At 59.8% G+C, this 24,927-nt stretch carries 20 protein-coding genes and 4 tRNA genes; 14 read left to right on the plus strand and 10 right to left on the minus strand.

Going from position 1 to position 24,927, the window contains the following annotated elements; genetic code table 11:
- Positions 1–47: 47 nt before the first annotated feature.
- From AB4N73_RS03210 to AB4N73_RS03220, 3 genes are read left to right on the plus strand one after another with little or no spacing between them, the layout of a single operon-like run.
- Entirely contained in the window at positions 48–1,256 is a 1,209-nt protein-coding gene (locus tag AB4N73_RS03210) for an MFS transporter (protein ID WP_460142909.1), read from the plus strand.
- On the plus strand, positions 1,253–1,375 hold the full coding sequence (locus AB4N73_RS03215; protein WP_256584315.1) for a hypothetical protein: 123 nt from the start codon (positions 1,253–1,255) through the stop codon (positions 1,373–1,375). Before AB4N73_RS03210 ends, AB4N73_RS03215 begins: the two co-directional genes overlap by 4 nt.
- A gap of 54 nt (positions 1,376–1,429) precedes the next feature.
- The gene (locus tag AB4N73_RS03220) at positions 1,430–1,990 is read left to right on the plus strand and encodes a glutathione peroxidase (protein WP_041479535.1); all 561 of its coding nucleotides are present in this window, start codon (positions 1,430–1,432) and stop codon (positions 1,988–1,990) included.
- 212 nt (positions 1,991–2,202) lie between these two features.
- Here the strand turns inward: AB4N73_RS03220 and AB4N73_RS03225 are convergent, their stop codons facing one another.
- From AB4N73_RS03225 to AB4N73_RS03235, 3 genes are all read right to left on the minus strand, one after another.
- Entirely contained in the window at positions 2,203–3,474 is a 1,272-nt protein-coding gene (locus AB4N73_RS03225; RefSeq protein ID WP_056783953.1) for an OmpP1/FadL family transporter, read from the minus strand.
- A gap of 146 nt (positions 3,475–3,620) precedes the next feature.
- Positions 3,621–4,103 carry a hypothetical protein gene (locus AB4N73_RS03230; RefSeq protein WP_073472662.1) on the minus strand — a complete coding sequence of 161 codons (483 nt, stop codon included), beginning with the start codon at positions 4,101–4,103 and terminating at the stop codon, positions 3,621–3,623.
- 271 nt (positions 4,104–4,374) lie between these two features.
- A complete protein-coding gene (locus AB4N73_RS03235; RefSeq protein ID WP_016773719.1) occupies positions 4,375–4,599 on the minus strand; it encodes a hypothetical protein in 225 nt (74 codons plus the stop codon).
- A 909-nt stretch (positions 4,600–5,508) separates the two neighbouring features.
- On the opposite strand from AB4N73_RS03235, the gene AB4N73_RS03240 reads away from it, so the two are divergent.
- Both AB4N73_RS03240 and AB4N73_RS03245 read left to right on the plus strand, forming a co-directional pair.
- A complete protein-coding gene (locus tag AB4N73_RS03240) occupies positions 5,509–5,832 on the plus strand; it encodes a sel1 repeat family protein (RefSeq protein ID WP_460142910.1) in 324 nt (107 codons plus the stop codon).
- 175 nt (positions 5,833–6,007) lie between these two features.
- A complete protein-coding gene (locus AB4N73_RS03245) occupies positions 6,008–7,372 on the plus strand; it encodes a DNA recombination protein RmuC (RefSeq protein ID WP_164488343.1) in 1,365 nt (454 codons plus the stop codon).
- A 662-nt stretch (positions 7,373–8,034) separates the two neighbouring features.
- Here AB4N73_RS03245 and AB4N73_RS03250 read toward each other — a convergent pair.
- Together AB4N73_RS03250 and AB4N73_RS03255 are read right to left on the minus strand one after the other, a co-directional pair.
- Positions 8,035–11,505, minus strand: coding sequence for a hybrid sensor histidine kinase/response regulator (locus tag AB4N73_RS03250; RefSeq protein WP_236169116.1), 3,471 nt, complete (start codon positions 11,503–11,505; stop codon positions 8,035–8,037).
- A 223-nt stretch (positions 11,506–11,728) separates the two neighbouring features.
- The gene (locus tag AB4N73_RS03255) at positions 11,729–12,271 is read right to left on the minus strand and encodes a TetR/AcrR family transcriptional regulator (protein ID WP_236169115.1); all 543 of its coding nucleotides are present in this window, start codon (positions 12,269–12,271) and stop codon (positions 11,729–11,731) included.
- Between the two features lie 103 nt (positions 12,272–12,374).
- Here AB4N73_RS03255 and AB4N73_RS03260 point away from each other — a divergent pair, with 103 nt between their 5' ends.
- From AB4N73_RS03260 to AB4N73_RS03270, 3 genes are all read left to right on the plus strand, one after another.
- Positions 12,375–13,562 (plus strand): MFS transporter, encoded by a 1,188-nt coding sequence (locus AB4N73_RS03260; protein WP_236169163.1) that lies wholly within the window; start codon positions 12,375–12,377, stop codon positions 13,560–13,562.
- Positions 13,563–13,677: 115 nt separating this feature from the next.
- Positions 13,678–14,829, plus strand: coding sequence for a TDT family transporter (locus AB4N73_RS03265; protein WP_236169114.1), 1,152 nt, complete (start codon positions 13,678–13,680; stop codon positions 14,827–14,829).
- 96 nt (positions 14,830–14,925) lie between these two features.
- Positions 14,926–16,797 carry an MFS transporter gene (locus AB4N73_RS03270; RefSeq protein WP_130900883.1) on the plus strand — a complete coding sequence of 624 codons (1,872 nt, stop codon included), beginning with the start codon at positions 14,926–14,928 and terminating at the stop codon, positions 16,795–16,797.
- A 103-nt stretch (positions 16,798–16,900) separates the two neighbouring features.
- Here AB4N73_RS03270 and sugE read toward each other — a convergent pair whose 3' ends face one another.
- From sugE to rdgC, 3 genes are all read right to left on the minus strand, one after another.
- On the minus strand, positions 16,901–17,215 hold the full coding sequence (gene sugE / locus AB4N73_RS03275; protein WP_041479526.1) for a quaternary ammonium compound efflux SMR transporter SugE: 315 nt from the start codon (positions 17,213–17,215) through the stop codon (positions 16,901–16,903).
- A 119-nt stretch (positions 17,216–17,334) separates the two neighbouring features.
- On the minus strand, positions 17,335–18,300 hold the full coding sequence (locus AB4N73_RS03280) for a bile acid:sodium symporter family protein (protein ID WP_041479525.1): 966 nt from the start codon (positions 18,298–18,300) through the stop codon (positions 17,335–17,337).
- A 143-nt stretch (positions 18,301–18,443) separates the two neighbouring features.
- Positions 18,444–19,364, minus strand: a complete 921-nt coding sequence (rdgC, locus tag AB4N73_RS03285; protein WP_024012190.1) for a recombination-associated protein RdgC — start codon at positions 19,362–19,364, stop codon at positions 18,444–18,446.
- A gap of 159 nt (positions 19,365–19,523) precedes the next feature.
- On the opposite strand from rdgC, the gene AB4N73_RS03290 reads away from it, so the two are divergent.
- The 4 genes from AB4N73_RS03290 (at position 19,524) to AB4N73_RS03305 (ending at position 20,057) form a co-directional block, all read left to right on the plus strand.
- Positions 19,524–19,599 (plus strand) — tRNA-Val (locus AB4N73_RS03290).
- A gap of 19 nt (positions 19,600–19,618) precedes the next feature.
- Positions 19,619–19,695: transfer RNA gene (locus tag AB4N73_RS03295), tRNA-Asp, on the plus strand.
- A 190-nt stretch (positions 19,696–19,885) separates the two neighbouring features.
- A tRNA-Val gene (locus AB4N73_RS03300) sits at positions 19,886–19,961 on the plus strand.
- 19 nt (positions 19,962–19,980) lie between these two features.
- A tRNA-Asp gene (locus tag AB4N73_RS03305) sits at positions 19,981–20,057 on the plus strand.
- A gap of 89 nt (positions 20,058–20,146) precedes the next feature.
- On the opposite strand, the gene AB4N73_RS03310 is transcribed toward AB4N73_RS03305, so the two are convergent.
- Both AB4N73_RS03310 and AB4N73_RS03315 read right to left on the minus strand, forming a co-directional pair.
- A complete protein-coding gene (locus AB4N73_RS03310; protein ID WP_236169113.1) occupies positions 20,147–21,316 on the minus strand; it encodes a catalase family protein in 1,170 nt (389 codons plus the stop codon).
- On the minus strand, positions 21,313–23,124 hold the full coding sequence (locus tag AB4N73_RS03315) for a di-heme-cytochrome C peroxidase (RefSeq protein ID WP_457263903.1): 1,812 nt from the start codon (positions 23,122–23,124) through the stop codon (positions 21,313–21,315). Before AB4N73_RS03315 ends, AB4N73_RS03310 begins: the two co-directional genes overlap by 4 nt.
- A gap of 269 nt (positions 23,125–23,393) precedes the next feature.
- On the opposite strand from AB4N73_RS03315, the gene AB4N73_RS03320 reads away from it, so the two are divergent.
- The gene (locus AB4N73_RS03320) at positions 23,394–24,110 is read left to right on the plus strand and encodes an FKBP-type peptidyl-prolyl cis-trans isomerase (RefSeq protein ID WP_016773732.1); all 717 of its coding nucleotides are present in this window, start codon (positions 23,394–23,396) and stop codon (positions 24,108–24,110) included.
- A 292-nt stretch (positions 24,111–24,402) separates the two neighbouring features.
- On the plus strand, positions 24,403–24,858 hold the full coding sequence (locus tag AB4N73_RS03325; RefSeq protein ID WP_016773733.1) for a YkvA family protein: 456 nt from the start codon (positions 24,403–24,405) through the stop codon (positions 24,856–24,858).
- Positions 24,859–24,927: the final 69 nt, after the last annotated feature.

Raw genomic sequence — 24,927 nt, forward strand, 5'->3', positions numbered from 1 at the left:
GTTTTTTCGCGCTCAAGCGGGTATATACCCGCGACTGGAGAATAACAATGACATCGATGTGGCGTACGTGCGGTTGGGTGTTGCTGGGGAGTGCGCTGATCCTGGCGTTGTCATTGGGCGTGCGCCACGGTTTCGGTCTGTTCCTGTCGCCGATGAGCGCGCAGTTCGGCTGGGGTCGCGAAGTGTTTGCCTTCGCCATAGCCCTGCAAAACCTGATCTGGGGCCTGGCGCAGCCGTTCACCGGCGCGCTGGCCGACCGCTTCGGTGCGGCGAAAGTGGTGCTGGTCGGTGGGATCCTCTACGCGGCGGGCCTGGTGTGCATGGGCCTGTCTGATTCGGCGGTGACTCTGTCACTCAGTGCCGGTCTGCTGATCGGTATCGGTCTTTCGGGCACTTCGTTTTCGGTCATTCTTGGTGTTGTGGGTCGCGCTGTGCCGCCAGAGAAACGCAGCATGGGCATGGGTATCGCCAGCGCCGCCGGTTCGTTCGGCCAGTTCGCGATGTTGCCGGGCACGCTGGGCCTGATCGGCTGGCTCGGCTGGTCGGCCGCGCTGTTGGTGCTGGGCCTGCTGGTGGCGATGATCGTGCCGCTGGTGAGCATGTTAAAAGACAAGCCACTGCCGGTTCTCGGCCACGAACAAACCCTCTCCGAAGCGCTGCGTGAAGCCTGCTCGCATTCGGGATTCTGGCTGCTGGCGTTCGGCTTTTTTGTCTGCGGGTTTCAAGTGGTGTTCATTGGCGTGCACTTGCCAGCGTATCTGGTCGATCAGCATCTGCCCGCCAGTGTCGGCACTACGGTGCTGGCGTTGATCGGACTGTTCAATATCTTCGGCACTTACACCGCTGGTTGGCTCGGTGGCCGCATGTCCAAACCGCGTCTGCTGATGGCGTTGTATCTGCTGCGCGCGGTGGTGATCGCGCTGTTCCTGTGGTTGCCGGTGACGACCACCACAGCGTATCTGTTCGGCATGGCCATGGGCTTTCTGTGGCTGTCGACGGTGCCGTTGACCAACGGTACGGTGGCAACCTTGTTCGGCGTGCGCAATTTGTCCATGCTCGGTGGCATCGTCTTTCTGTTCCATCAGCTCGGCTCATTCCTTGGTGGCTGGCTGGGCGGGGTGGTGTACGACCGAACCGGGAGTTATGACTTGATCTGGCAAGTGGCGGTTCTCTTGAGTCTGCTGGCGGCGGCGCTGAACTGGCCGGTGCGCGAGCGTCCGGTGGCGCGCCTGCAAGCTGCGGCGAGCGCAGCATGAGCCGGATCTGCGCGCGATTCGCGCTGACCGCACTGGCTGCTGCGCTGTTGGCGCTGGTGTGGTGGGGCTGGCAACGCGGCGGTCTGGCGCTGATGCAGTTGGGCATGAGCATTTGCTAGATGGCAGCGTGGCGAGTAACGTCGAAGCCTGATGACTGCCCAAGGAAATTCGACATGTTGATGCGCTGGTGTGCTGTTCCCGCGTTGCTGATGGCGTTGACTGGCCTGGCCCAGGCCGCCGACTGTCCTGAGCTGTTGCAAGGCTCGCTGCCCAAGCTGCGCGCCAAGGAATCCATCGATCTGTGCAAGCAGTACGCCGACAAACCGCTGGTGGTGGTCAATACCGCCAGCTTCTGCGGTTTCGCGCCGCAGTTCGAAGGGCTTGAGGCGCTCAACAAGCGCTATAAGGATCAGGGGCTGGAAATGCTCGGCGTGCCGTCGAATGACTTCAAGCAGGAGTCCAAGGACAGCGCCGAAACCGCCAAGGTCTGCTACGCCAATTATGGCGTGACCTTCAACATGACCGAGCCGCAGAAGGTCCGTGGCGACGACGCCACGCATCTGTTTCAGGTGCTGGCCGCGCAGAGCAATGCGCCGAAGTGGAATTTCTACAAGTATGTGGTCGACCGGCAGGGCAAGGTCGTGGCGAGTTTTTCCAGCTTGACCAAACCGGATGACCCCGAGTTTATCGCCGCGATCGAAAAGGCCATTGCCTCCAAACCGCTGAAGCCCTGAAGCCCTGAAGCCTTGTGATGGTCCTGTAGGAGCTGACGAGTGCAACGAGGCTGCGATCTTTTGATCCTGGAATTTCAAGAACAAAAGATCGCAGCCTCGTTGCACTCGTCAGCTCCTACCGGTTTGTTCGATGCCCAGGCATGAAAAAGCCCCGCCTCTGTAAAGAGAGCGGGGCTTTTTCTTGGGCGAGGGGTTAGCCTCGCCACGGTGCATCAGAAGCGGTATGTCGCGCCGACACCGAAGCCGTTTGCCGAGTTTTCATACTTGGCATCGTAAGTCTGGCCACGCGCGTTTTCGTTGCGGATGTTGACCGACTCTTCTTTCAGGTACGAGTACGCGACGTCGATGGTCAGGTCGTCGGTCGGGCTCCAGCCGGCACCGATACTGAAGATGGTGCGGTCGCCAGTCGGGATACGCGGCGAGCGGTCTTCGTTATTGGTTGGCGACTGGTCGAAGGTCAGACCGGTACGCAGGACCCATTCCTTGTTCAACTGGTACGAGGTACCCACGGCATAGGCCCAGGAGTCATGCCAGTTCTGGTCTTCGTTGATCGAACCGAACTGACCGGCCAGCAGAGGCTGCACGCCGGAGTTCTTCACGGTGATCTTGTCCAGTTGGCTCCAGCGGGTCCAGGTGGTGCCGGCGTAGACGTTCCAGCGATCGTTGATCGCCTGGGTGACCGACAGGTCCACGGATTCCGGCGTGGTGATCTTCAACGAAGCGTCGTACTTCTGGTTGGCGCCAACGCCCACCAGCGCCAGAGCGTTGTAGTTGACCTTGGTGTCGCCTTCGAGCTTGTAGTCGACCTTGGAGTGATAGGTCAGGCCGACACGGGTGGTGTCGGTGGCCTGGACCAGCAAGCCGACGTTGTAGCCCAGCGCGGTGTCGTCACCCTTGATCTTGACCTTGCCGTCCGGCAGTGCCTGGGTGATCGACAGGTTGGATTCCAGCGAGCCGTCGATGCGGTTGATGGTCGGGCCGAAACCGATCGACACCTTGTCGTTGAAGGCGTAGCTGACGGTTGGCTGGAAAGTAATGACTTGCACTTCGGACTTGCTGCCGAAGTAACGACCGGCGAAGCCGTTTTCGTAATCCGTGATCAGACCGAACGGTACGTACACACCGAGGCCGAATGCCCAGTGATCATCGATCGGTTTTACATAGAAGCCCATCGGTACGGCAGTGAGGGGCACCATGTCGCCCTTGTTGCTGCCGCCGTTCGGGCTGGAGCTGGTATCGCTGATATCGGTATGCGCGTCGACCAGGGCGACGCCGCCGGTTACTTGTTCGCGCTTGATGCGCGCCATGCCGGCCGGGTTGCCATAAACAGTGCTTGCGTCGTCGGCAGAAGAAGATCGCCCGGCAAAACCAGTCCCCATCCCACTGATGCTTTGTTCGTTGAGGGCAAAACCTGCCGCGAAGATTTGTGTGGAGGCAAGGGTAACGGCGAGGCTAAGGGTGGTTTTGAGCATGACTTTTTTCATTATTAGAACTCCTGGTGATCACCGGGGCGAAAATTACCAACATTTTCGTCCCAGCGCTATAGCTTGTAAGCCTTGAGTTAGAGCGGTTTTGTAGGACAATCCGACCAAAATGGCGACTTGTTGCGAGAACTTGTGAAACCGCCCGGTCAGCAAGCGACCTGATTCAGCGGTGAAACACAGGTTTGCCAGGCATAGGTGAAGTCGCGCAAACGGCCTTGCGGTTGAAAGGTCTGGCGCCAGATGCGCGCCATGCCGAGCAGGTCGGTCGGAGCGGGGAGGATGGGGTTCTGTTCTTCTACCAGCAGCCAGGCGATGGCCGTGGCGTAACGCAGGTTGACGGTCAGTTCCAGATGCGGGCCGCTGAGGAATGCATGCTGACTGGCGAGGCCGCGCACCAGGCTGGCGCGCTCCGGGTCGAGCGCCAGATAATCGTCCCAGAGCGCCTGATGCCGATGCTCGGCAATCCGGTAGAGGCCGTGGCCACGGCGGTCGTGCAGGGCAGAGCCGAGGGCGGATTGGCTGGCAGCGATACCCAGCAGCAGGGATTCGGCGGTTGCGCAGTGGCGTCCCAGATAGATCAATGTGGGACGGATCACATAGCGGCACAGTTCGCTGGCAGCGATACCCATAACACCCTCGGTTCTTATTGTTGAGGGCGAGTCCTGAAGGGGCTTTGGCAGCAGTGGATCGAATCAGGCTCGCCGCAAGCGGGTCAAGCCGCTTGAGTTGAAGTGTAGTGTCATATTCAGCCTGTAAAGGCCTGTTTTTAAAATATTTCCGCCATCGCATCCCGGGCGTTAGATCGGAACATGCTTAGAAGCGTTGCGCTAAAAGTGAAATATCAGGCAATAAAAAGCCCCGCTTTTCAGCAGGGCTTTGCTTTTGCAGCCTGTCCGGCTTTCAGGCAACCAGTGCCTGACGGGTACGCTCGATCACGGCCTGCAGCGGTTCGGCGCTGGAGTATTGATCGGGGTACAGACGCTCGCTGTGACGAGCGATACCGTGTTCATTGACTACGGTGAAGCTGAAGCAGCCTTTGCGAGCGGCCATGATCAGGCAGTTCATTGGAGCAAAAGCGTTGGTTAGGGTGCGAATGGCATCCTGAGTCTGGATTTGAGTAGACATAGTTATTAGGTGTTCCTACAAATGACACGGATAAGAACCGTGCAACGTTAAAACGTTCCAGTAACGTTGATCACCATTGATCGAACGAAGAACCCGACTGGAACAAAGCAGCCAGTTTGAAGCGCTGATAAGTGAGCGCGCTTGGGCTGGCAGGTAGGTACTTAGGAGGACAGGCATCACAGCGAGGGCAAAGGTTCTGGGCCCGGGGTGAAGATCCTGATCAATTTGCAGGTTGGTTCGGTCAGAGTAAGTGTTCTTCGCAACGCCCTTTGCTTTCGTTCAAAGGCAGCGTCGTCGCAAGAGTTACCTGGAAACCATCGAGGGGTCGTTCCCGCTTTTTTCGGCAGTGTCTTCCTGTTGGAAGTTGACCGTGGGAGATGTTCGACCGGAATTGACTTTCAGCTTGGTACTAACGCCGCGGATAGTAACGGATCCGTTCGGGCGAAGCAAACCCCATGACGAAAAAAGCTTCGCACGGAATGGTCGTGTCACACCGTCCGTCGGCGTGCATGCTTTTCGCAGAGCCTTTCGGTCGTTCGCAGCTGCGCAAAATGACCCCAAAAAGCGCACGCATATAACCGGCGCACAGGTACTTGTGCACATTAGTTGCGCAGAGCGTAACGCAACTGTCACATCGATCCTGACTCCAGTCGCTGCCTGTATCAAAAGTTTAAGTCAATGAAAAATATCGTCTTTTTTTGTTGGTGAAAAAATCGTCAGTTTGACTGCGAGCCCCATTCCATAAGGCTTTGCGAGGATCACAGAGCGGTTGTCCACTGACTTATCCACAGCTTCTGTGGATTGTCCCTAGCGCTTGCTCTAGGACGGGCGTGCCGGGTTTTTTTCGACTTTACCTGTAAGAAAAAGAGAGTAAAGTGGCGCGCCTTCCGATCTGTCCCGCAGTGCTTTATGAAGTTTCGCTCAGTATCAGACTCTGTTACCTCCAATCCGAACTCTGTTACCGCTCCCAAGCGTTTTTCCGTACGTGTGGCTGAGTGGCTGCTCGATGCGCCGCGCCTGAGCGACAGCCCCAGCGCCAAACACCTCGCGGGCCGCCTGCTCAAGCAACCGGCCCGTGAAGGTGTAGTCGCTGCGCAAAGCCGTCTCGGCCAATTGATCTGCCGTGAGTGCGGCAATGCCCGTGACCGGCGTATCGGTCAGGAGCTGCTGCGTCAGGCCGCCCGCGCCGGTGACCGTCGCGCACAGCAGGAACTCGGTCTGATCGAAGACTGAGCTGTCCAAGCCCAGACACCTTGGTTAACCTTCAGGCTTTATCCGATTGGCAGGAGTCGCTATGGCTATGGACTTGACCAGCATATTGCTTGGTCTTGCGGCAGCAGGGGTGCCGCTGCTGGCGCTGGCCTGGCAACTGCAACGCCGGGCCGGCAATGCCCAGGCCGATCTGGCCTTGCTCGAGGAGCGCCTGGCGATGGCGCAACTGGCCCAGGACGGCCTCACCGCGCAGCTTGAAGCGAGCCGCGATGAAATCGCCGATCTCGGCCAGGCCAATGCCGCCAAACAGGCAGACCTCGCCGCCCTGCGCCGCGAAGTTGAATTGCTGCAGATCGAGCGCGATGACGCCCGCGACGCCTCCCACGCCTGGAACCTCGAACGCGCCAACAAGGACGCTGAGTTGCGCCGCCTCGACGCCCAAGCGGCCTCGCTGAGTGCCGAACTGCGAGAGCAACAGGAAAGCCATCAACAACGTCTCAACGACCTGCAAGGCTCGCGCGATGAGTTGCGTGCGCAATTCGCCGAGCTGGCCGGCAAGATCTTCGATGAGCGTGAGCAGCGCTTTGCCGAAACCAGCCAGCAGCGGCTCGGGCAGTTACTCGATCCGTTGAAAGAACGCATCCAGTCCTTTGAAAAACGCGTGGAAGAAAGCTATCAGGCCGAAGCCCGCGAGCGCTTCTCGCTGGCCAAGGAGCTGGAGCGTTTGCAGGCATTGAACCTGCGCCTGAGCGACGAAGCGACCAACCTGACTCGCGCGCTCAAGGGCCAGAAAACCCAAGGCAATTGGGGCGAACTGATCCTCGAGCGCGTTCTTGAGCATGCAGGTCTGGAGAAGGGCCGCGAGTACCAGACCCAGGTCAATCTCAAAGGCCCGGACGGTGAACGCTTCCAGCCCGATGTGATCATTTATCTGCCCGGCGACAAGCAGGTGGTGGTCGATTCGAAAGTCAGCCTCACGGCCTATCAACAATATGTTGCGGCTGATGACGACACGTTGGGGCAGATCGCGATTAAGCAGCACGTGTTGTCGCTGCGCAATCACGTCAAAGGTCTGGCCGGCAAGGATTACAAGCGCCTGGAAGGCCTGCACAGCCTCGATTTCGTTTTGTTGTTCGTACCGATCGAAGCGGCATTTTCCGCTGCGTTACAGGCTGAGCCGTCGCTGTTTCAGGACGCTTTCGACCGCAATATCGTGATCGTCAGCCCGACTACGCTGCTGGCCACGCTGCGGGTGATCGACAGTTTGTGGAAGCAGGAACGGCAGAGCCAGAATGCCCGGGAAATCGCTGAGCGGGCGGGTTGGCTGTACGACAAGTTCGTGTTGTTTATTCAGGATCTGGACGAAGTGGGCAATCGTCTGCAGCAACTGGACAAGGCTTACAGCTCAGCGCGCAATAAGCTGACAGAGGGGCGCGGTAATCTGGTCAGCCGCAGTGAGCAGTTGAAGTTGCTCGGTGCGCGGGCGAGCAAGAGCTTGCCGGCGGATTTGCTGGAGCGGGCGATGACGGATGTTGATGGGTTGGTTGAGTTGCCTGAGTAGGCGTCGTTTTTTGGGCTGATTTTGGGGGCATATCCGTTGCTGCGGGCGTGGCGGCTGGCGGTTTCGCCTGACGGCGACTTACTTTTTTACAAGCGCCTAAAAAAGTAAGCAAAAAACGCTAGCTCCTGCGTTCGGCCCTCGCAGGCTCGGGTTCCTTCGCTCCGGGATCGATCCGGGCGCAGCGGCTCCGGTTTGCTTCGCTGCACCTACACTCGCTGTGTCTGGCTGCGCCAGACGGTCGCTGCGCTCCCACGCCCGGATCAATCCCTCCACTCAGCCTTCCGACGTCGCCGGTGGATCAAGATCAAAAGCACTCGAGCTTGCGCTCATTGTTGAGTGGGGCGGCTGCGCCGCGGGCAGCTTCGCTGCTTTGCTTTTCTGTGGGAGCGAGCCTGCTCGCGAAGGCAATCTGCCGACCAACCATTCCATTCAGATATCGACGGTCCAACTGTAGGAGCTGCCGAAGGCTGCGATCTTTTGCTCTTGCTCTTGCTCTTGCTCTTGCTCTTGCTCTTGCTCTTGCTCTTGCTCTTGCTCTTGCTCTTGCTCTTGCTCTTGCTCTTGCTCTTGCTCTTGCTCTTGCTCTTGCTCTTGCTCTTGCTCTTGCTCTTGCTGTTCTGTGGGAGCGAGCCTGCTCGCGAAGGCGTCTGCAAGGTCACCTTCTACAACGGCAAATACCGACTCAACAGTGCCCGCAACGCTGCCGGCTTCACCGGTTTGGCCAGGTAATCCAGGCCCGCAGCATGCACTTGCGCTACGGTCTCCGGGCGTCCATCCGCGCTGATGACCACGCCGGGCACGGGTTCACCCAGGCGCGTGCGCAACCACGCCATCAGCTCTGTGCCGGTATCGCCGTGGTCGAGGTGATAGTCGACCAGCGCCAGTTGCGGCCGCACACCTTCATTCAATATCGCTGCGCATTCTTCGCGATTGCGCGCCGTCCATACCTGGCAGCCCCAGCGGCTCAGCAGGCTGTTCATGCCGATCAGGATGCTGTCTTCGTTATCGATGCACAGCACCTGCGCGCCGCTGAGCATTTTGCTGTTTGGCTCGACCGTGGCGCTCGCCGCAGGCGTTTGCGTGCGCGCCAGCGGTACCGTGACGCTGAACACACTGCCGCGCCCCGGCCAGGAGCGAACGCGCAGGGTGTGCCCGAGCACGCGGCACAAGCCGTCGGCGATCGCCAGACCCAGGCCCAGACCTTTTTCGGCGCGGGTCTGGTGGCTGTCGAGGCGTTTGAATTCTTCGAAAATCACTTGTTGTTTGTCTTCCGGAATGCCCGGGCCGCGATCCCAGACTTCCAGACATAACTCACCACCGCGCCGACGCACGCCCAGCAGCACCGGGCCTTTGGCGTAGCGGAACGCGTTGGTGAGGAAGTTCTGCAGAATCCGCCGCAGCAGTTTGATGTCGCTGTCGATGCGCAATTGACTGCCGCGCACCCGGAACGTGAGCTTTTGCTCTTGGGCGAGCGCCTTGAACTCCGCGCCGAGGGTGTCGAACAGTTCATTGACGACGAACGCTTTGCGGTCCGGGTTGATCTTGCCGTTTTCCAGGCGCGAGATGTCCAGCAGATCGCTGATCAGGTCTTCCGCCGAACGCAGCGAGCTGTCGAGGTGTTGCACCAGTTGTTGCGCCTCTGCGCTCAAGCCTTCGTTTTGGTGGGAGAGGGCGGCGGAGAACAGTCGCGCGGCGTTCAGCGGTTGCATCAAGTCGTGGCTGACGGCGGCGAGGAAGCGGGTTTTCGACTGGTTGGCCGCCTCGGCATTGCCCTTGGCTTCGGTGAGCGCGACGTTGAGTTGCGACAGTTCCTGGGTGCGCTCGCTGACCCGTTGTTCCAGCCCTTCGTTGGCCTCGGTCAGCGCCTGTTCGGCTTCGCGGAACGCGGTAATGTCGGTGAAGCTCATGACAAATCCGCCGCCGGGCATCGGGTTGCCGATCAGCTCGATCACCCGGCCATTGGGGAACAGCCGTTCGGAAGTGTGCGCGCGGCCCTGACGCATCCAGTGCAAGCGTCGCGCGACGTGCACTTCCGCTTCGCCGGGGCCGCACAAACCGCGTTCGGCGTTGTAGCGAATGATGTCGGCAATCGGCCGGCCGACGCTGATCAGGCCGTCGGGGTAGTTGAACAGCTCCAGATAACGCCGGTTCCACGCCACCAGTTTCAGCGACTGGTCGACCACGCTGATGCCCTGGGTGATGTTCTCGATCGCGCCTTGCAGCAGGGCGCGGTTGAACTGCAGCACTTCCGAGGCTTCGTCAGCGATTCGGACTACGTCCTCCAACTGCATTTCCCGACCTTCGATGGCGGCCTTTACTACGGCGCGCGTCGAAGAGGCGCCAAGGACACCGGCGAGCAAGCGTTCGGTGTGGGCAATCCATTCGCTGTCGGCGTTCTGGTTGGGGTTGAAACCCTTGCCCTGACGGTAGGCGAAGCGAATGAAGCTCTGCCGCGCGCGTTCTTCGCCGACGAAACGCGCCGCCAGTTGCAGCAGATCGTCGATCTGCACCGCCAGCATTGAACGAGCATTAGGCCGCGCGCTGATTTCCTGACCGATGAAACGCCCGGCCTGCCAGTGCTCGGAAACCCGCGTGCGCGACAGCACCGAGACCCAGGCGAACAGGGTGAAATTACCCGCCAGCGACAACACCACGCCTTGGGTCAGCGGCGTAATCGGCAGGTTCAGCGGATTACTATGCAGCCACGCCAACCCCGGAAAACTCGCCAGCGACCAGCCGAGACTGTGCGCGGCAATCGGCAGCACCAGCGTGTAAAACCACAGAAACGTCCCGGTGGCGAGGCCGGCGAACACGCCCCGGCGGTTGGCCTGTTTCCAGTACAGCGCGCCAAGCATCGCCGGCGCCAGTTGCGTTACCGCCGCGAAAGCGATCTGGCCGATGGTCGCCAGGCTCGCGGTCGAGCCGAGCAAGCGATAACTGACGTAGGCCAGCAGCAGAATCACCACGATGCTGACGCGGCGCACCGAGAGCATCCACTGGCGGAACACTTCGAACGGGCGCTCGGCGTTGTTGCGCCGCAACAGCCACGGCAACAGCATGTCGTTGGAGACCATGGTCGACAGTGCGACGCTGGCGACAATCACCATGCCGGTCGCTGCCGATGCACCACCGATAAACGCCAGCATCGCCAGCGCCGGATGGGCCTGGGCCAGCGGCAGGCTGATCACGAACGAGTCGGGTAGCACGTGGCTGGGCAGCATCATCTGACCGGCAAGGGCGATAGGGACTACAAACAATGCGGCCAAAGCCAGATAGGCGGGGAAGACCCATTTCGCCAGTCGCAGATCCTGCGGGTCGATGTTCTCCACCACGGTGACGTGAAATTGCCGCGGCAGGCAGATGATCGCCATCATCGCCACGCCGGTCTGCACCACCATCGATGGCCAGTTGATGGTTTCCTTCCAGTACGCCTCAAGGCGCGGGGCGAGCATCGCCTGATTGAACAGGTCGTCGAAACCGTCATACAGGCCGTACGTGACGAAGGCGCCGACGGCGAGAAAGGCGAACAGCTTGACCAGCGATTCGAACGCGATCGCCAGCACCATGCCACGGTGGTGTTCGGTGGCGTCGAGGTTGCGCGTGCCGAAAACGATGGTGAACAACGCCAGCACCAGCGACACGATCAGCGCCGTGTCTTGAGCGCGGGTGCCCATGGCATCGGCGCCGGCGCCGATCAGCAGGTTCACGCCAAGGACAATGCCTTTGAGTTGCAGGGCAATATAGGGCAACACGCCGACCAGACAGATCAGCGCCACAACCACCGCCAGCGATTGTGATTTGCCGTAGCGCGCGGCGATGAAGTCGGCGATGGAGGTGATGTTCTCCTGTTTGCTGATCATCACCATTTTCTGCAGGACCCACGGCGCGCCGACCAGCAGCAGGATCGGCCCGAGGTAGATCGGCAGGAATGACCACAGTTGTTCCGCCGCCTGACCGACCGCGCCGAAGAACGTCCAACTGGTGCAGTAAACCGCCAGCGACAGGCTGTACACCCAAGCGCGCACCCGTGGCGGCAACGGCGTGCTGCGACGGTCGCCGTAGAAGGCGATGGCGAACATGATGGCCATGTAGGCCAGGGCAACGACGGCGATCAGCCCGGTGGACAACGACATGCAGCACTCCCGACAAAAGACTCCCCGGCACTCCTGCCCGGGCGGACAGTCTCGCACGCGCGCGGCGGTTAGTCAGTGTCGACCAAGGTCGTGGCGTGGCGGGGTGTCGCAGGCGGGGTACCGGGTGGTTTTTGTGGTGCCCGGGCGGGCCTCTTCGCGAGCAGGCTCGCTCCCACTTTCTGGAATGCATTCCCTTGTGGGAGCGAGCCTGCTCGCGAAGGCGTCAGTCCTGCCGCAATGCAATATCGATCAACCGATGCAACTCATCCACCTCCAGCGCCGTGGCCGAAAACAGAATCCGGAACACCACCGGCGCCACCACCAGATTGATCAAGCGGTCGACACTCGGTGTGTTTTCATCCGGATAGCGATCGACAATGGTCTGCAACTGCGCACCGATGATCGCCACGCAATAGCCGGGCGTAGCGCTGGCCTGCACGTCGCGCATCATGTTGCGCCCGACCTCCGAGCTCATCTCGTCGAGATATTGCTCGGCCCAGGCGCGGATATCGCCGCGCAGGCTGCCAGTGTTCGCCGGCTCGCTGTCCGGGCGCATGCGGGCGAGGGCGACGTCCGCCAGCAACGCCGCCAGATCACCCCAGCGGCGGTAGATCGTCGACGGCGTAACCCCCGCGCGGGCGGCAATCTGCGGGACGGTCACGGTGGAACGTTCCTGCTCTTGCAGCAGCGCATTGACCGCCGAATGAATCGACTCCTGCACCCGGGCACTGCGGCCACCGGGGCGTAAACCTTCTTTAATAGCCATGCGGCAGACCTTAACACAAAGAATTTGCTTTAAGCGCTGGGCGGTAGCACACTCCGCAAAAGCAAAAAATTAGCTTTTGCGGAGTATGCCCATGACCAGCCCCTTGAATAGTGTCGCTTCCCACCGGTCCAGCTTGTGGTTTCTGGCGATCACCTTACTCAGTTTTCTCGCCGCTTCCACCGCTCCGACGCCGTTGTATCACTTGTATCAGGATCAGCTGCATTTCTCGGCAGCGATGTTGACGCTGATCTTCGCCGTTTACGCTTTCAGTCTGTTGGCGGCGTTGCTGACGGTTGGTTCGCTTTCCGACCATCTCGGACGCAAACCGGTGATCTTCAGTGCAGTGCTGCTCAATGCGCTGGCGATGCTGCTGTTCATTTATGCCGACAGCGTGTCGTGGTTGATCAGCGCACGGGTGCTGCAAGGTTTCGCCACCGGCATGGCCACTGCCGTATTGAGTGCAACGCTGCTCGACACCGACCGTCAGCAGGGGCCGCTGATCAACAGTGTCGCGCCGTTACTCGGGATGGCTTTGGGCGGTTTGGGCTGTGGCTTGCTGGCAGAATTCGCACCAGCGCCGTTGCAGCTGACCTATTGGTTACTGTTGGCACTGTTTGTGTTGCAAGGCGTGTATGTCTGGCGCCTGCCGGAAAGTGTCTCGCGGCAAGGTGGGGCGCTGGCGTCGTTGCGGCCGACCCTGCACGTGCCGGTGCAAGCGCGTTCAACGTTGTGGCGAGTGCTGCCGCTGAACACCGCAACCTGGGCGCTCGGAGGTTTTTATGCCTCGCTGGCACCGTCGTTGGTGCGCACGGCCACTGGCTCTTCCTCCAATCTGATCGGCGGCGCTACGGTCGCGGCGCTCACCGTGACCGGTGCGTTGATGATTTTCATGATGCGCAATCGTCCGGCCGCTCAGGCGTTGCGGCTGGGTGCGAGCTTGCTGCCAATCGGGCTGGTCCTGATGCTGCTCGGTGTGCATGGCGCCAGTCTGTCGTTGTTTTTCTTCGGCACCCTGGTCGCCGGTTGCGGCTTCGGTTCCGGTTTCCTCGGTGCGGTGCGCAGTCTGGTGTCGCTGGCTTTGCCGCATGAACGAGCCGGGTTGATGTCGGCTTATTACGTGCTCAGTTATCTGGCGTTCTGTCTGCCGGCGCTGCTGGCCGGGCATCTCGCTCGCAGTTTCGGGTTGCTGGCGACCACTGATGGTTACGGCGTTGTATTGATCGTGCTGGCCGTGGCTGCGCTGCTGCTCAGTCTGCGTCCGCAGACAGGCAGAGTTTGCAGCGCTCCTTGAGCGCGTGTAGGCACTTATCTGCAAAACAGATAACAGTTAGAGATATTACCCGTTATATCGATATTCGATTCGGATCTACCATGGACTCCACCTCACCAGAGGACAGGAGTTCATGATGATTTGCCCTAATAGTGTCACGCCCGGCTACAAACCTTTCAGCCAGCTTCAGCATCCGCGCGAAGTGATCCGCCAGTTCACGCCGAACTGGTTCGCCGCGACCATGGGCACCGGTGTGCTGGCATTGGCGCTGGCCCAGTTGCCGCTGGCCATTCCCGGATTGCGCGCTGTGGCCGAAGGGCTGTGGCTGTTCAACATTCTATTGTTCAGCTTGTTTACTGCTGCCTACGCCGCGCGCTGGATTTTGTTCTTTGACGAGGCGCGGCGGATTTTCGGTCATTCGACTGTATCGATGTTCTTCGGCACCATTCCCATGGGCCTGGCGACGATCATCAACGGCTTTCTGTTGTTCGGGCTGCCGCGCTGGGGCGACGGTGTCATTCAGCTCGTTGAAGTGTTGTGGTGGATCGATGTAGCGATGTCGCTGGCCTGCGGTGTGTTGATTCCGTACATGATGTTTACCCGTCAGGAACACAGCATCGATCAGATGACTGCGGTCTGGTTGCTGCCGGTGGTGGCGGCGGAAGTGGCAGCGGCCAGCGGCGGTTTGCTCGCCCCGCATCTGACCGACGCCCATGCGCAACTCGTCGTACTGACCACCAGCTATGTGCTCTGGGCTTTCTCCCTGCCGGTGGCGTTCAGCATTCTGACCATCCTGTTGTTGCGTATGGCCTTGCACAAACTGCCCCACGAAAACATGGCCGCGTCGAGCTGGCTCGCCCTCGGTCCGATCGGCACCGGTGCGCTGGGCATGTTGCTGTTGGGCGGTGAGGCGCCAGCGATTTTTGCCGCCAATGGCCTGGCTGGCGTCGGTGAAATCGCTTCGGGCCTGGGCCTGGTGGCGGGGATTACGCTGTGGGGGTTTGGTCTGTGGTGGATGTTGATGGCGCTGCTGATCACCGTGCGTTATCTGCGTGACGGCATTCCGTTCAACCTCGGCTGGTGGGGCTTCACCTTCCCATTGGGCGTGTATTCGCTGGCAACGCTGAAACTGGCAAGCGTCCTCAGCCTCACGTTTTTCAGTGTGTTCGGTACGGCGCTGGTGATTTTGTTGGCGGCAATGTGGCTGATCGTCGGCAAGCGCACCGTGCAGGGCGCGTGGCGTGGCGAGCTGTTTGTCTCGCCGTGTATTGCAGGTTTGAAGAAATAATCCGAAAAGTTTAGGTAAGGTGTGGCCTGGATCGTGGTGCGGGATTCCAATAACAAGCACCCAGGCCTCACTACCTAACATCAGGAAACACGGAAGATGAGTCACCCCTCACAGTTCAACCTGTTGCGCACCCGGCGCTTTTTGCCCTTCTTTATTACCCAGTCGCTCGGCGCGTTTAACGACAACGTGTTCAAGCAGTCGTTGATCCTCGCCATCCTCTATCGGTTGACCATCGAGGGCGATCGCTCGATCTGGGTCAACCTCTGCGCGCTGCTGTTTATCCTGCCGTTTTTCCTGTTCTCGGCGCTGGCCGGGCAGTTCGGGGAAAAATTCGCCAAGGACGCGTTGATCCGTCTGATCAAACTCGCGGAAATCGCCATCATGGCCGTAGGATCGATCGGCTTTCTCTTCGATCATCTGTCGTTGATGCTGGTGGCGCTGTTCGCCATGGGCACGCACTCGGCGCTGTTCGGCCCGGTGAAGTATTCGATCCTGCCGCAGGCCTTGCGCGACGATGAACTGGTCGGCGGCAACGGTCTGGTGGAAATGGGCACGTTTCTGGCAATTCTCGCCGGCACCATCGGCGCCGGGATCATGATGTCGACCGAGCACTACGCGCCGGTAGTCTCCGCCGCGATCGTCGGCATTGCCGTGCTGGGTTATCTGGCCAGCCGCAGTATTCCGCGCGCGGCGGCCTCGTCGCCGGAAATGCGCCTGAACTGGAACATCTTCAGCCAGTCCTGGGCGACGCTGAAACTCGGCTTGGGCCAGACGCCAGCGGTGTCACGCTCGATTGTCGGCAACTCGTGGTTCTGGTTCGTCGGGGCGATTTACCTGACGCAGATCCCGGCCTACGCCAAGGAATGGATGCACGGTGACGAAACCGTGGTCACGCTGATCCTGACCGTGTTCTCGGTGGGCATCGCGCTGGGTTCGATGCTCTGCGAGAAGCTCTCCGGGCGCAAAGTCGAGATCGGACTGGTGCCGTTTGGCTCGTTTGGCCTGACCGTGTTCGGCCTGTTGCTGTGGTGGCATTCCGGTGGGATCCCGGACAGCGTCACCGGCCATAGCTGGATTGCCGTGCTGGGCTTCGTGCACACCTGGGCGGTGTTGATCGACATCCTTGGCCTCGGCATTTTCGGTGGCTTCTATATTGTCCCGCTGTACGCGCTGATCCAGTCGCGCACGGCTGAAAACGAACGGGCGCGGGTGATTGCCGCCAACAACATTCTCAACGCGCTGTTTATGGTGGTGTCGGCGATTGTTTCGATCGTCTTGTTGAGCGTCGCCAAGCTGTCGATCCCGCAACTGTTCCTGGTGGTGTCGCTGCTGAACATCGGCGTCAACGCCTACATCTTCAAGATCGTTCCGGAATTCAGCATGCGCTTCATGATCTGGCTGCTCAGCCATTCCATGTACCGCGTCGAGCACCGCAACCTTGAAGCGATCCCGGACGAGGGCGCGGCGCTGCTGGTGTGCAACCACGTGTCGTTCGTTGACGCCTTGCTCATCGGCGGTGCCGTGCGTAGGCCGATTCGCTTTGTCATGTACTACAAGATCTACAACCTGCCGGTGCTGAACTTCATCTTTCGCACGGCGGGCGCGATTCCTATCGCCGGACGCCAGGAAGATATCCAGATCTACGAGAAAGCCTTCACGCGTATCGCTCAGTATCTGAAGGACGGCGAACTGGTGTGCATTTTCCCGGAAGGCAAATTGACCGCCGATGGCGAGATCAACGAGTTTCGCGGCGGCGTGACGCGGATTCTCGAAGAGACCCCGGTGCCGGTGATTCCGCTGGCGCTGCAAGGATTGTGGGGGAGTTTCTTCAGTCGCGATCCGAATAAGGGTTTGTTCCATCGCTTGTGGTCGCGGGTGACGCTGGTGGCGGGGCCGGCAATTACCGAAGGGACCGAGCCGGCGAAGTTGCAGGTGTTGGTGGGGGAATTGCGCGGATCCGTCAGATAGTTGTTGACTGGACGGCCCTCATCGCTGGCAAGCCAGCTCCCACAGGTTCGATGGTGTACACCAATCTTGTGGGAGCTGGCTTGCCAGCGATGGGGCCGGTGGCTTAAGCGCTGACCTTGAGCCCGATCAACCCGGTAACGATCAACGCCACACTGGCCAGCCGAATCAATGCCATCGACTCGCCGAACAAAATGATCCCGGCGATCACCGTGCCCACCGCACCTACGCCGGTCCAGATCGCATAGGCCGTACCCAACGGCAATTCCTTCATCGCCAAGCCCAATAGACCCAGACTGATAGCCATGGCGGCAACGGTCAGGGCGGTGGGGAGCGGGCGGGTGAAGCCGTCGGTGTATTTCAGCCCGACGGCCCAGCCGACTTCGAACAGACCGGCGCAAAACAGAATGATCCAGGACATGCAGGACCTCCATCGATTGACGGGGTCGTCCCCAGATGAATGACTCGATCGAGCCGCAGGGTCGTCCCCGCGTTGCGCAATATACTGACGAGCATTAACCCGGGGATCAAGTTTTCAGCTCAGTCGGCAGCCCTTTGCGCGAGGTTGTCGCGATCTTCTTTTTCGCTCATGCGCCGGAAGTACGTCGACAGCAGCGCCCCGGAAATATTGTGCCAGACGCTGAACAGCGCGCTCGGCACCGCCGCCAGTGGCGAGAAGTGCGCACTGGCCAATGCCGCGCCCAGTCCCGAATTCTGCATGCCGACCTCCAGTGCCAGCGACTTGCGCTGAGCCAGCGGCAAGCCGAACAGGCGCCCGGTGAAGTAGCCGAGCAGATAGCCGAAGCTGTTGTGCAGCATCACCACCGCCATGATCAGCAGGCCGGACTCGGCGATTTTCGCCTGACTCGCCGCGACCACGGCGGTGACGATAATCACGATGCTGACCACCGACACCAGCGGTAACACATCCACCGCATGCCGCACCTTGTCGCCGAGTAAACGCTGCGCGACCACGCCGAGAACGATCGGCAACAGCACCACTTGCAGGATTGACCAGAACAGCTCCATGAACGATACCGGCAGCCACGCCGAGGCCAGCAGCCAGATCAGTGCCGGGGTCAACAGTGGGGCGAGGAGGGTAGTGACCGCGGCAATCGCCACTGAAAGCGCCAGATCACCGCGTGCCAGCCAGGTCATCACGTTCGAAGAGGTGCCGCTCGGGCAGCAGCCGACCAGAATCACCCCGACGGCGATTTCCGGCGGCAGGTGAAACACCTGGCAGAGCAACCACGCCACACCGGGCATGATCACGAAATGCGCAACCACGCCCAGCGCCACCCGCCACGGATGGCGAGCGACGGCAGCGAAGTCGTCGAGCTTGAGGGTCAGGCCCATGCCGAACATCACCAGACCCAGCAGCGGTACGATCGCGCTTTTCAGGCCGATGAACCACGCCGGTTGCAGGAAGGCCACGACGGCGAATATCAGAACCCAGTAAGCGAAGGTATTGCCGACAAAGCGGCTGAGTGCAGCCAGTGCGCGCATGGCTTGATCCTTATTATTGGTTACACCACAAAACATTGTGGGAGCGAGCCTGCTCGCGAAAGCGGTGAGCCAGATACATTAATGTTGCTGGCGCACCGCATTCGCGAGCAGGCTCGCTCCCACAGGTTAGATGCTCGTCAGAGTCAGATCCCCTGCGGCATCTCTTCCCCACCCAACGCTTCAACCAGTGCCGGCAGGAAGTCGCCGAAGGTCAGCATCATCAGGGTGAAGCTGGCATCCAGTTGGCCCAGGGCTTCATCACCACCGTCCTGTTCCGCCTGATCCTGCAGCAGATCCTCGAATTTCAGGCGCTTGACGGTCATCTTGTCGTCGAGCATGAACGACAGTTTGTCCTGCCAGGCCAGCGACAGCTGAGTGACGACTTTGCCGGTGCTCAGGTGCAGCTGGATTTCCTCGCTGGTCAGGTCCTGGCGCTTGCAGCGGACGATGCCGCCGTCTTCGTGGGTGTCGCGCAGTTCGCACTCGTCCAGTACATAAAAATCGTCGGCGGCTTTCTGCGTGGTGACCCACTCGGTCATCACCGCAGTCGGTGCCATTTTCACGGTCAGCGGACGCACGGGCAGGGTGCCGATCACTTCGCGCAGCGTCGACAGCAGGTCTTCGGCGCGTTTCGGGCTGGCCGAGTTGACGAGGATCAGGCCCTGTTTCGGCGCGATCGCGGCGAAGGTCGACGAGCGACGAATGAACGCGCGCGGCAGAAACGCCTGGATAATTTCATCCTTGATCTGGTCGCGTTCCTTCTTATAGACCTTGCGCATCTGCTCGGCTTCGATCTCTTCGACCTTTTCCTTGACCGCGTCACGCACAACGCTGCCCGGCAGAATACGTTCTTCTTTACGCGCAGAGATCAGCAGGAAATCGCCGCTGACGTGTACCAGCGGCGCATCTTCGCCCTTGCCGAACGGTGCAACGAAACCGTAAGTGGTCAGCTCCTGGCTTGCACACGGCCGCGCCAGTTTGGTCGCCAGTGCAGTTTCCAGCGCCTCGGCATCGACAGGCAGGTCTTGGGTCAGGCGATAGATCAGCAGGTTCTTGAACCACATGGGGCGAGTCACTCCTTTATACAAAGGGGGGCATTATTGTCTTCGCCGGGGCGTAGGCCAACCCTTCTCTAAGCCTTTGGAAGGCCTCGGAAAATTATTTAAAAAAGTGCTTGCCAGAGGTAGGGGTGCTCCGTAGAATGCGCGCCACACCGAAGCGAAGGGTGATTAGCTCAGCTGGGAGAGCGTCTGCCTTACAAGCAGAATGTCGGCGGTTCGATCCCGTCATCACCCACCATTCGTTTCAAGTGTTTAGCGCAGCGGTAGTTCAGTCGGTTAGAATACCGGCCTGTCACGCCGGGGGTCGCGGGTTCGAGTCCCGTCCGCTGCGCCATATTCGGTAACCTGGACCACTGAACGCCAGGTCACCACGGAAAAACCCGCTGAGGCGGGTTTTTTTCTGTCTCAAGGTTGTACCCGCGGGATGTATCGTTTCACCGGTTTTCAGATTTTTTTGAAAAATATTCAATTAAATCAACACTTTACGAAAACTTGTGGCATAATGCGCCCCGTAACGAAGCGAAGGGTGATTAGCTCAGCTGGGAGAGCGTCTGCCTTACAAGCAGAATGTCGGCGGTTCGATCCCGTCATCACCCACCATTCGTTTCAAGCGTTTCGCGCAGCGGTAGTTCAGTCGGTTAGAATACCGGCCTGTCACGCCGGGGGTCGCGGGTTCGAGTCCCGTCCGCTGCGCCATATTCGGTATCTGGAACTGAACGCCAGACACCACAAAAAGCCCGCCTTGTGCGGGCTTTTTGCTGTCTGCGATTTATGAAATCGCCGCGCTACTGCGCCGCATTGCGGGCATGCCGATAATCGCTCACCGCCTCGTACACTGCCTTGCGCAAGCGATTGATCCCGCCAATCGGCCGATGCGCCTCGATGCCGAACCACGGGTTGAACGACAGGTTGTCGCATTGCAGATTCAGCGCCGGCGTATCGAAGTCCTGCGCAGGCAGAGTGATCCGCGCCACGGTTTCAAACGGTGCATCTTGCTCACGCCACTCAATGCTGGTGTCCTCGATCGGCATGTACTTGTTCGCGTCCTGGCGCTGGATCTGCAGGGCAAAACACGCCGGCACCCGATCCGTGGATAACTGTTGATTCAGTGCACTGCGCAGAAAATTCGGCAAGTCGTGATTCTGTTTGGGCAAGGTATACGCCGGGCAACGCTCCGGATCCGGCACGACGCGGAATTTCGCATTGGCCTCACCGAACTTGTAGGGCGATACCGAGAAATATGTAGTCTCGGTCGGACTGTCCGGCGGCGCTGACAGCGTAGCCAGCGCGATAGACAGATGACGGACTTGCCAGGTGCGCGGATCCCATGTCGGAAAAAACGCCATTACCTTCTTGCCGTCAGCCTGCGCCGCCACATTCTGACGATACTCGGCGACATCGCTGACAAAGAAATTCGGATGGCTGAACATCACGAAATCCTGTTCATGCTGGTCCTGGCGGTTGCCTAGCAGTTGCGTGCCAGGAACCTCAAGCAACTTGATCGCCATTCCGCGCGCGTCGCGAATGCTGTCGAATTGCGGGTAGGCATTGCCGTTGGACAACCGGATCAGCGCCTGCCAGGTCTTGCCCGGCTCGCTGAACACACCCTGTCGCAGCGATTGCGCCAGTTCCGGTAAAACCTGCACTTGCGCCTTCACGCAGCCATGCGCTTTGGCGTGGGCATCGCGCAGATAACGCGTGCTTTCGCGATGCTGGTCGACGATGCGCACAGCGGTTTGAATGATGTCCTGGGTCATCGCCGCTTCGCCTGGTGGAATCTGTTCCTGCGCCGACACCGGCCCACGATGCTGCCAAGCGAACCACGCGGCGGCGATGGCCCAGCCGAGCAGGCCGATGATCAGCAGGATCAGCAGCGTCTTGCCAAGCAAACGCCCCAACCAGAGCCAGAAGCGAGCCAGTGGCGGCAGTTCTTTTTTGAATGTCGGCATGATCATGGCAACTGCGCCTCCAGTGATCCGCCCAGCACTTTCAGGTATTCGAGCAGCGCCCAGCGCTCCTCTGGTTGCAGGAGGCGGCCGATCACCCCGTTGCCGCGAGCGCCAGCGCGGAATTCGTGGCCGCTGTTGTGGTTGCCGCTGATGCGCGTGTCGAACAGAAAACCGTTGGCGAAAGGCTCGGTGCGATAGCCGAGGTGGCGCGGGTCGTATTCGAGCGTGCCTTTATAGAAGGTGGTGGCGCGCTCATCCTGCGGTGACAGCAACTGATAGATGCTTGGCACCGAACCGTTGTGCAGAAACGGCGCAGTCGCCCACACGCCAGCCAGCGGTCGAGCCTTGTAAGCGACCTTCTCGCGCACGCCGATCGGCAGGCCGAAACCGTCCATGCGCGGTTTTTCTTCCGGCGTGATCTGCGCGTCGCGATAGGCACGGTTTTCCACGAACGCGGTGACGTAAGCCAGGCCCTTGGCCACCGACAATTGGCTCAGATCAAGCGGCGCTTTAGGTTCGGGGTGCAGTCTGACGTCCATTTTTTCCAACTCTTTGACATCCCATTGCAGCGCGCTCAGGTCGAAACGATGGCTGGCAACGTTGTTGGCCGCATTGGGATCGGTACCGATCACGTCTACGGGCAGCATGTGCAAGTGCTGCACCCAGCGTTCGCCTTCCTGCGATTGGCGCGGGACATGGCAGCCGACGCAGTTTTCCGCGAACAGCGCGCGGCCTTTGGCGGCCAGCGGCTTGTCGATCGCACCGAACAGATCTTCCGGCCAGGTCGGCGGCTTCAACTGCTGCAAGGTTTCTTCGATGGCGTGCAGATCGCGCACGCGCACGCTGGAGGGGTAGCGCTCAGCACCTTGCAGCGGCTGGCCGTTGCCGTCGAAGAAATTCAATGTGGCTCCGACGCCGAGCGCTTCGCCGATATTGCGCGCCATCGGCTGCTGGGCCGAGCCATTCCACTGCACCCAGTCGAACGTCCACATGTCCCACAGCTGCGGATAATCCACCGGGGCATCGGCTACGCGGTAGTTGGCAGGGGAAATCGCATCGCCAAACGTCGCGTTGGCAATCCGGCCGAACGCATCGGTGCGCCCCGGGCCTTCCTCGGTCGGGTACAGGCCGCGATGGGTGTCGTTCCACGCCACTTTGATGAAGGTGTTCAGCGAGGTCTTGAACTCGCTGCGCAATTGTTCGCGGCGCGCTTCGTAATCATCTCCGAGCACCTGGCGGGCGAAGCGCTCGAACTTCCACGGGTTGTAGTAAGTCGAGGCGAGACTGGCGACCAGGGCCTGTCCGAAACTGCCACCGCGCAACGTAGGAACGCTGGAAGGCAGCACGTGCTGTGCGCTGCCGCCATCGATACGTACGGCCTGGCCTTTGACGCGCAACTCGCCGGTGTGGCAAGCGGCGCAGGTGATGTCCAGATAATGCTCCGAGGCGTTGCCGGGATTCTGGTGCCGGGCAAAACCGACGGGAAGGTTGCCGGGGTTGTTCGCGCTCGCTTTCTGCTGCGGGTCGACCAGGAAGCCGAAACGGGCGAGATATTCAGGGGAGGCGAAGCGCTGCTCGGAGAAGGGCAATTCCAATGCCTGAAACCACTCGTAACGCAGGCCTTTGACTTGCGTACCTTGGGGCGTGAAGTAGTAGGTCTGCCGTTGCTCTTCGCTCCATTGATCCAGGTAACGTACCTGTTGCGGCGGGGTGTAGAAGGGCAATTTCGGGCTGGCGACGTAATAGACGATCACCGCGAGGGCGATTATCGCCAGCACGATCACCAGAGTGAGAACGCGGAATAGAAGGCGCAAGTTAAACATCCTTGTCGAATTGTTGCGCTGTTATGCCTGAGCCATGACTGCTGGGCAAGTGGCCATTACGCCAGACGCTGAGGCAAGCTCCGATGACGCTTGTCGTCCGTGGATGACAGAAGCTTCATCCAGCCGTTGCCCAAATGCGTTTTAATCCCTGAACTTATCGGAAGATTCCTGCTCTCATGCCGGTAGCCATTGGTCGTGGCGGCCTGATAAGCTCGCGGCTTTACTCGATTGCCCATTCGGCGCATGAACAAGGAAATAGCATGAAACAGCATCGGTTGGCGGCGGCGGTAGCCCTGGTTAGCCTGGTACTCGCGGGTTGTGACTCGCAGACCAGCGTAGAGCTGAAAACCCCGGCGCAAAAAGCTTCCTACGGCATCGGCCTGAACATGGGCAAAAGCCTTGCCCAGGAAGGCATGGATGATCTGGACTCCAAAGCGGTAGCCCAGGGCATCGAAGATGCCGTTGGCAAGAAAGAACAGAAGCTGAAAGATGAAGAACTGGTCGAAGCCTTCGCCTCGCTGCAAAAGCGTGCTGAAGAGCGTATGGCCAAGATGAGTGAAGAGTCGGCAGCCGCCGGCAAGAAATTCCTCGAAGAAAACGGCAAGAAAGCCGGTGTGACCACCACCGCTTCCGGCCTGCAGTACGAAGTAGTGAAGAAAGCCGACGGCCCACAGCCTAAGCCGACCGACGTAGTCACTGTTCACTACACCGGCAAGCTGACCAACGGCACCGTGTTCGACAGCTCCGTAGAGCGCGGCAGCCCGATCGATCTGCCAGTCAGTGGCGTGATCCCGGGTTGGGTTGAAGGTCTGCAACTGATGCACGTTGGCGAGAAGTACAAACTGTACATCCCTAGCGATCTGGCTTACGGCGCTCAGTCGCCAAGCCCGGCAATCCCGGCCAACTCGGTTCTGGTTTTCGACCTGGAACTGCTGGCCATCAAGGATCCAGCCAAAGAAGACGCCGCTGCCAAGTAACACGCAACGGCTGGAAAACAACGCCTCGCACATGCGGGGCGTTGTTGCATCTGCAGGTCAGGGAAGGTAAACAGAGCGAACTGACAGCGATCAGCACAGTCATAGCTTTGAGGCTGCCCGCGCTAGACGCCCTGAGCTGCCAAGTCAATGAAATATTGGGCTTTTTTATGTGAGTAAAAAACGCCCGATCTGAGCGCAGCCCTTATGAAACGGGGCTCTCAGCGCTGAAATGCAGCTCTGTTCACAAGGTTATCCACAATTTGTGTGGATAACATTTCAACGGGAAGAATAGATGAAAGCTCCGTGGAATTTCGCTCGATTCCTGCCGTTGGCCGGTCGCCTGCTGGCCCGTGGACGCTTGCCGACCCTGTTGTTTGCCGTGGCCAGCAAAGGCGCCGCGCAAGGCAATCGCCTGGGCAAACTCAAGGATGATCTGCGCTTGCTGCAGTCGCTGTGCCTGGCCTACTGGCGTGGCGAGTATCGCGCGATCAGTGCCAAGTCGCTGATTTCGGTGGTGGCCGGCCTGATGTATTTCCTCAGCCCGGTCGATGCCATTCCGGATTTCATTCCCATGTTCGGCATGCTCGATGACATCGCTGTCCTCGCCTGGCTGATGAAAACCCTCGATGACGAGCTCAACGCCTTCCGCCTGTGGCGCAAGCGCCAGCAACCCGAGAAGCTGGCGGTGGTTGAGCGCCTTCCTGATACCCCTGAACAATTGCAGCTGCAAGGCCCGAAAAAGCCCTGACTGACGAAGACTGCCTACAGATAGATACCACTCGCGACCTTGGCCGCTGTTAGGATTACACTTCTAGGG

Source organism: Pseudomonas sp. S3_B08, from assembly GCF_054667725.1.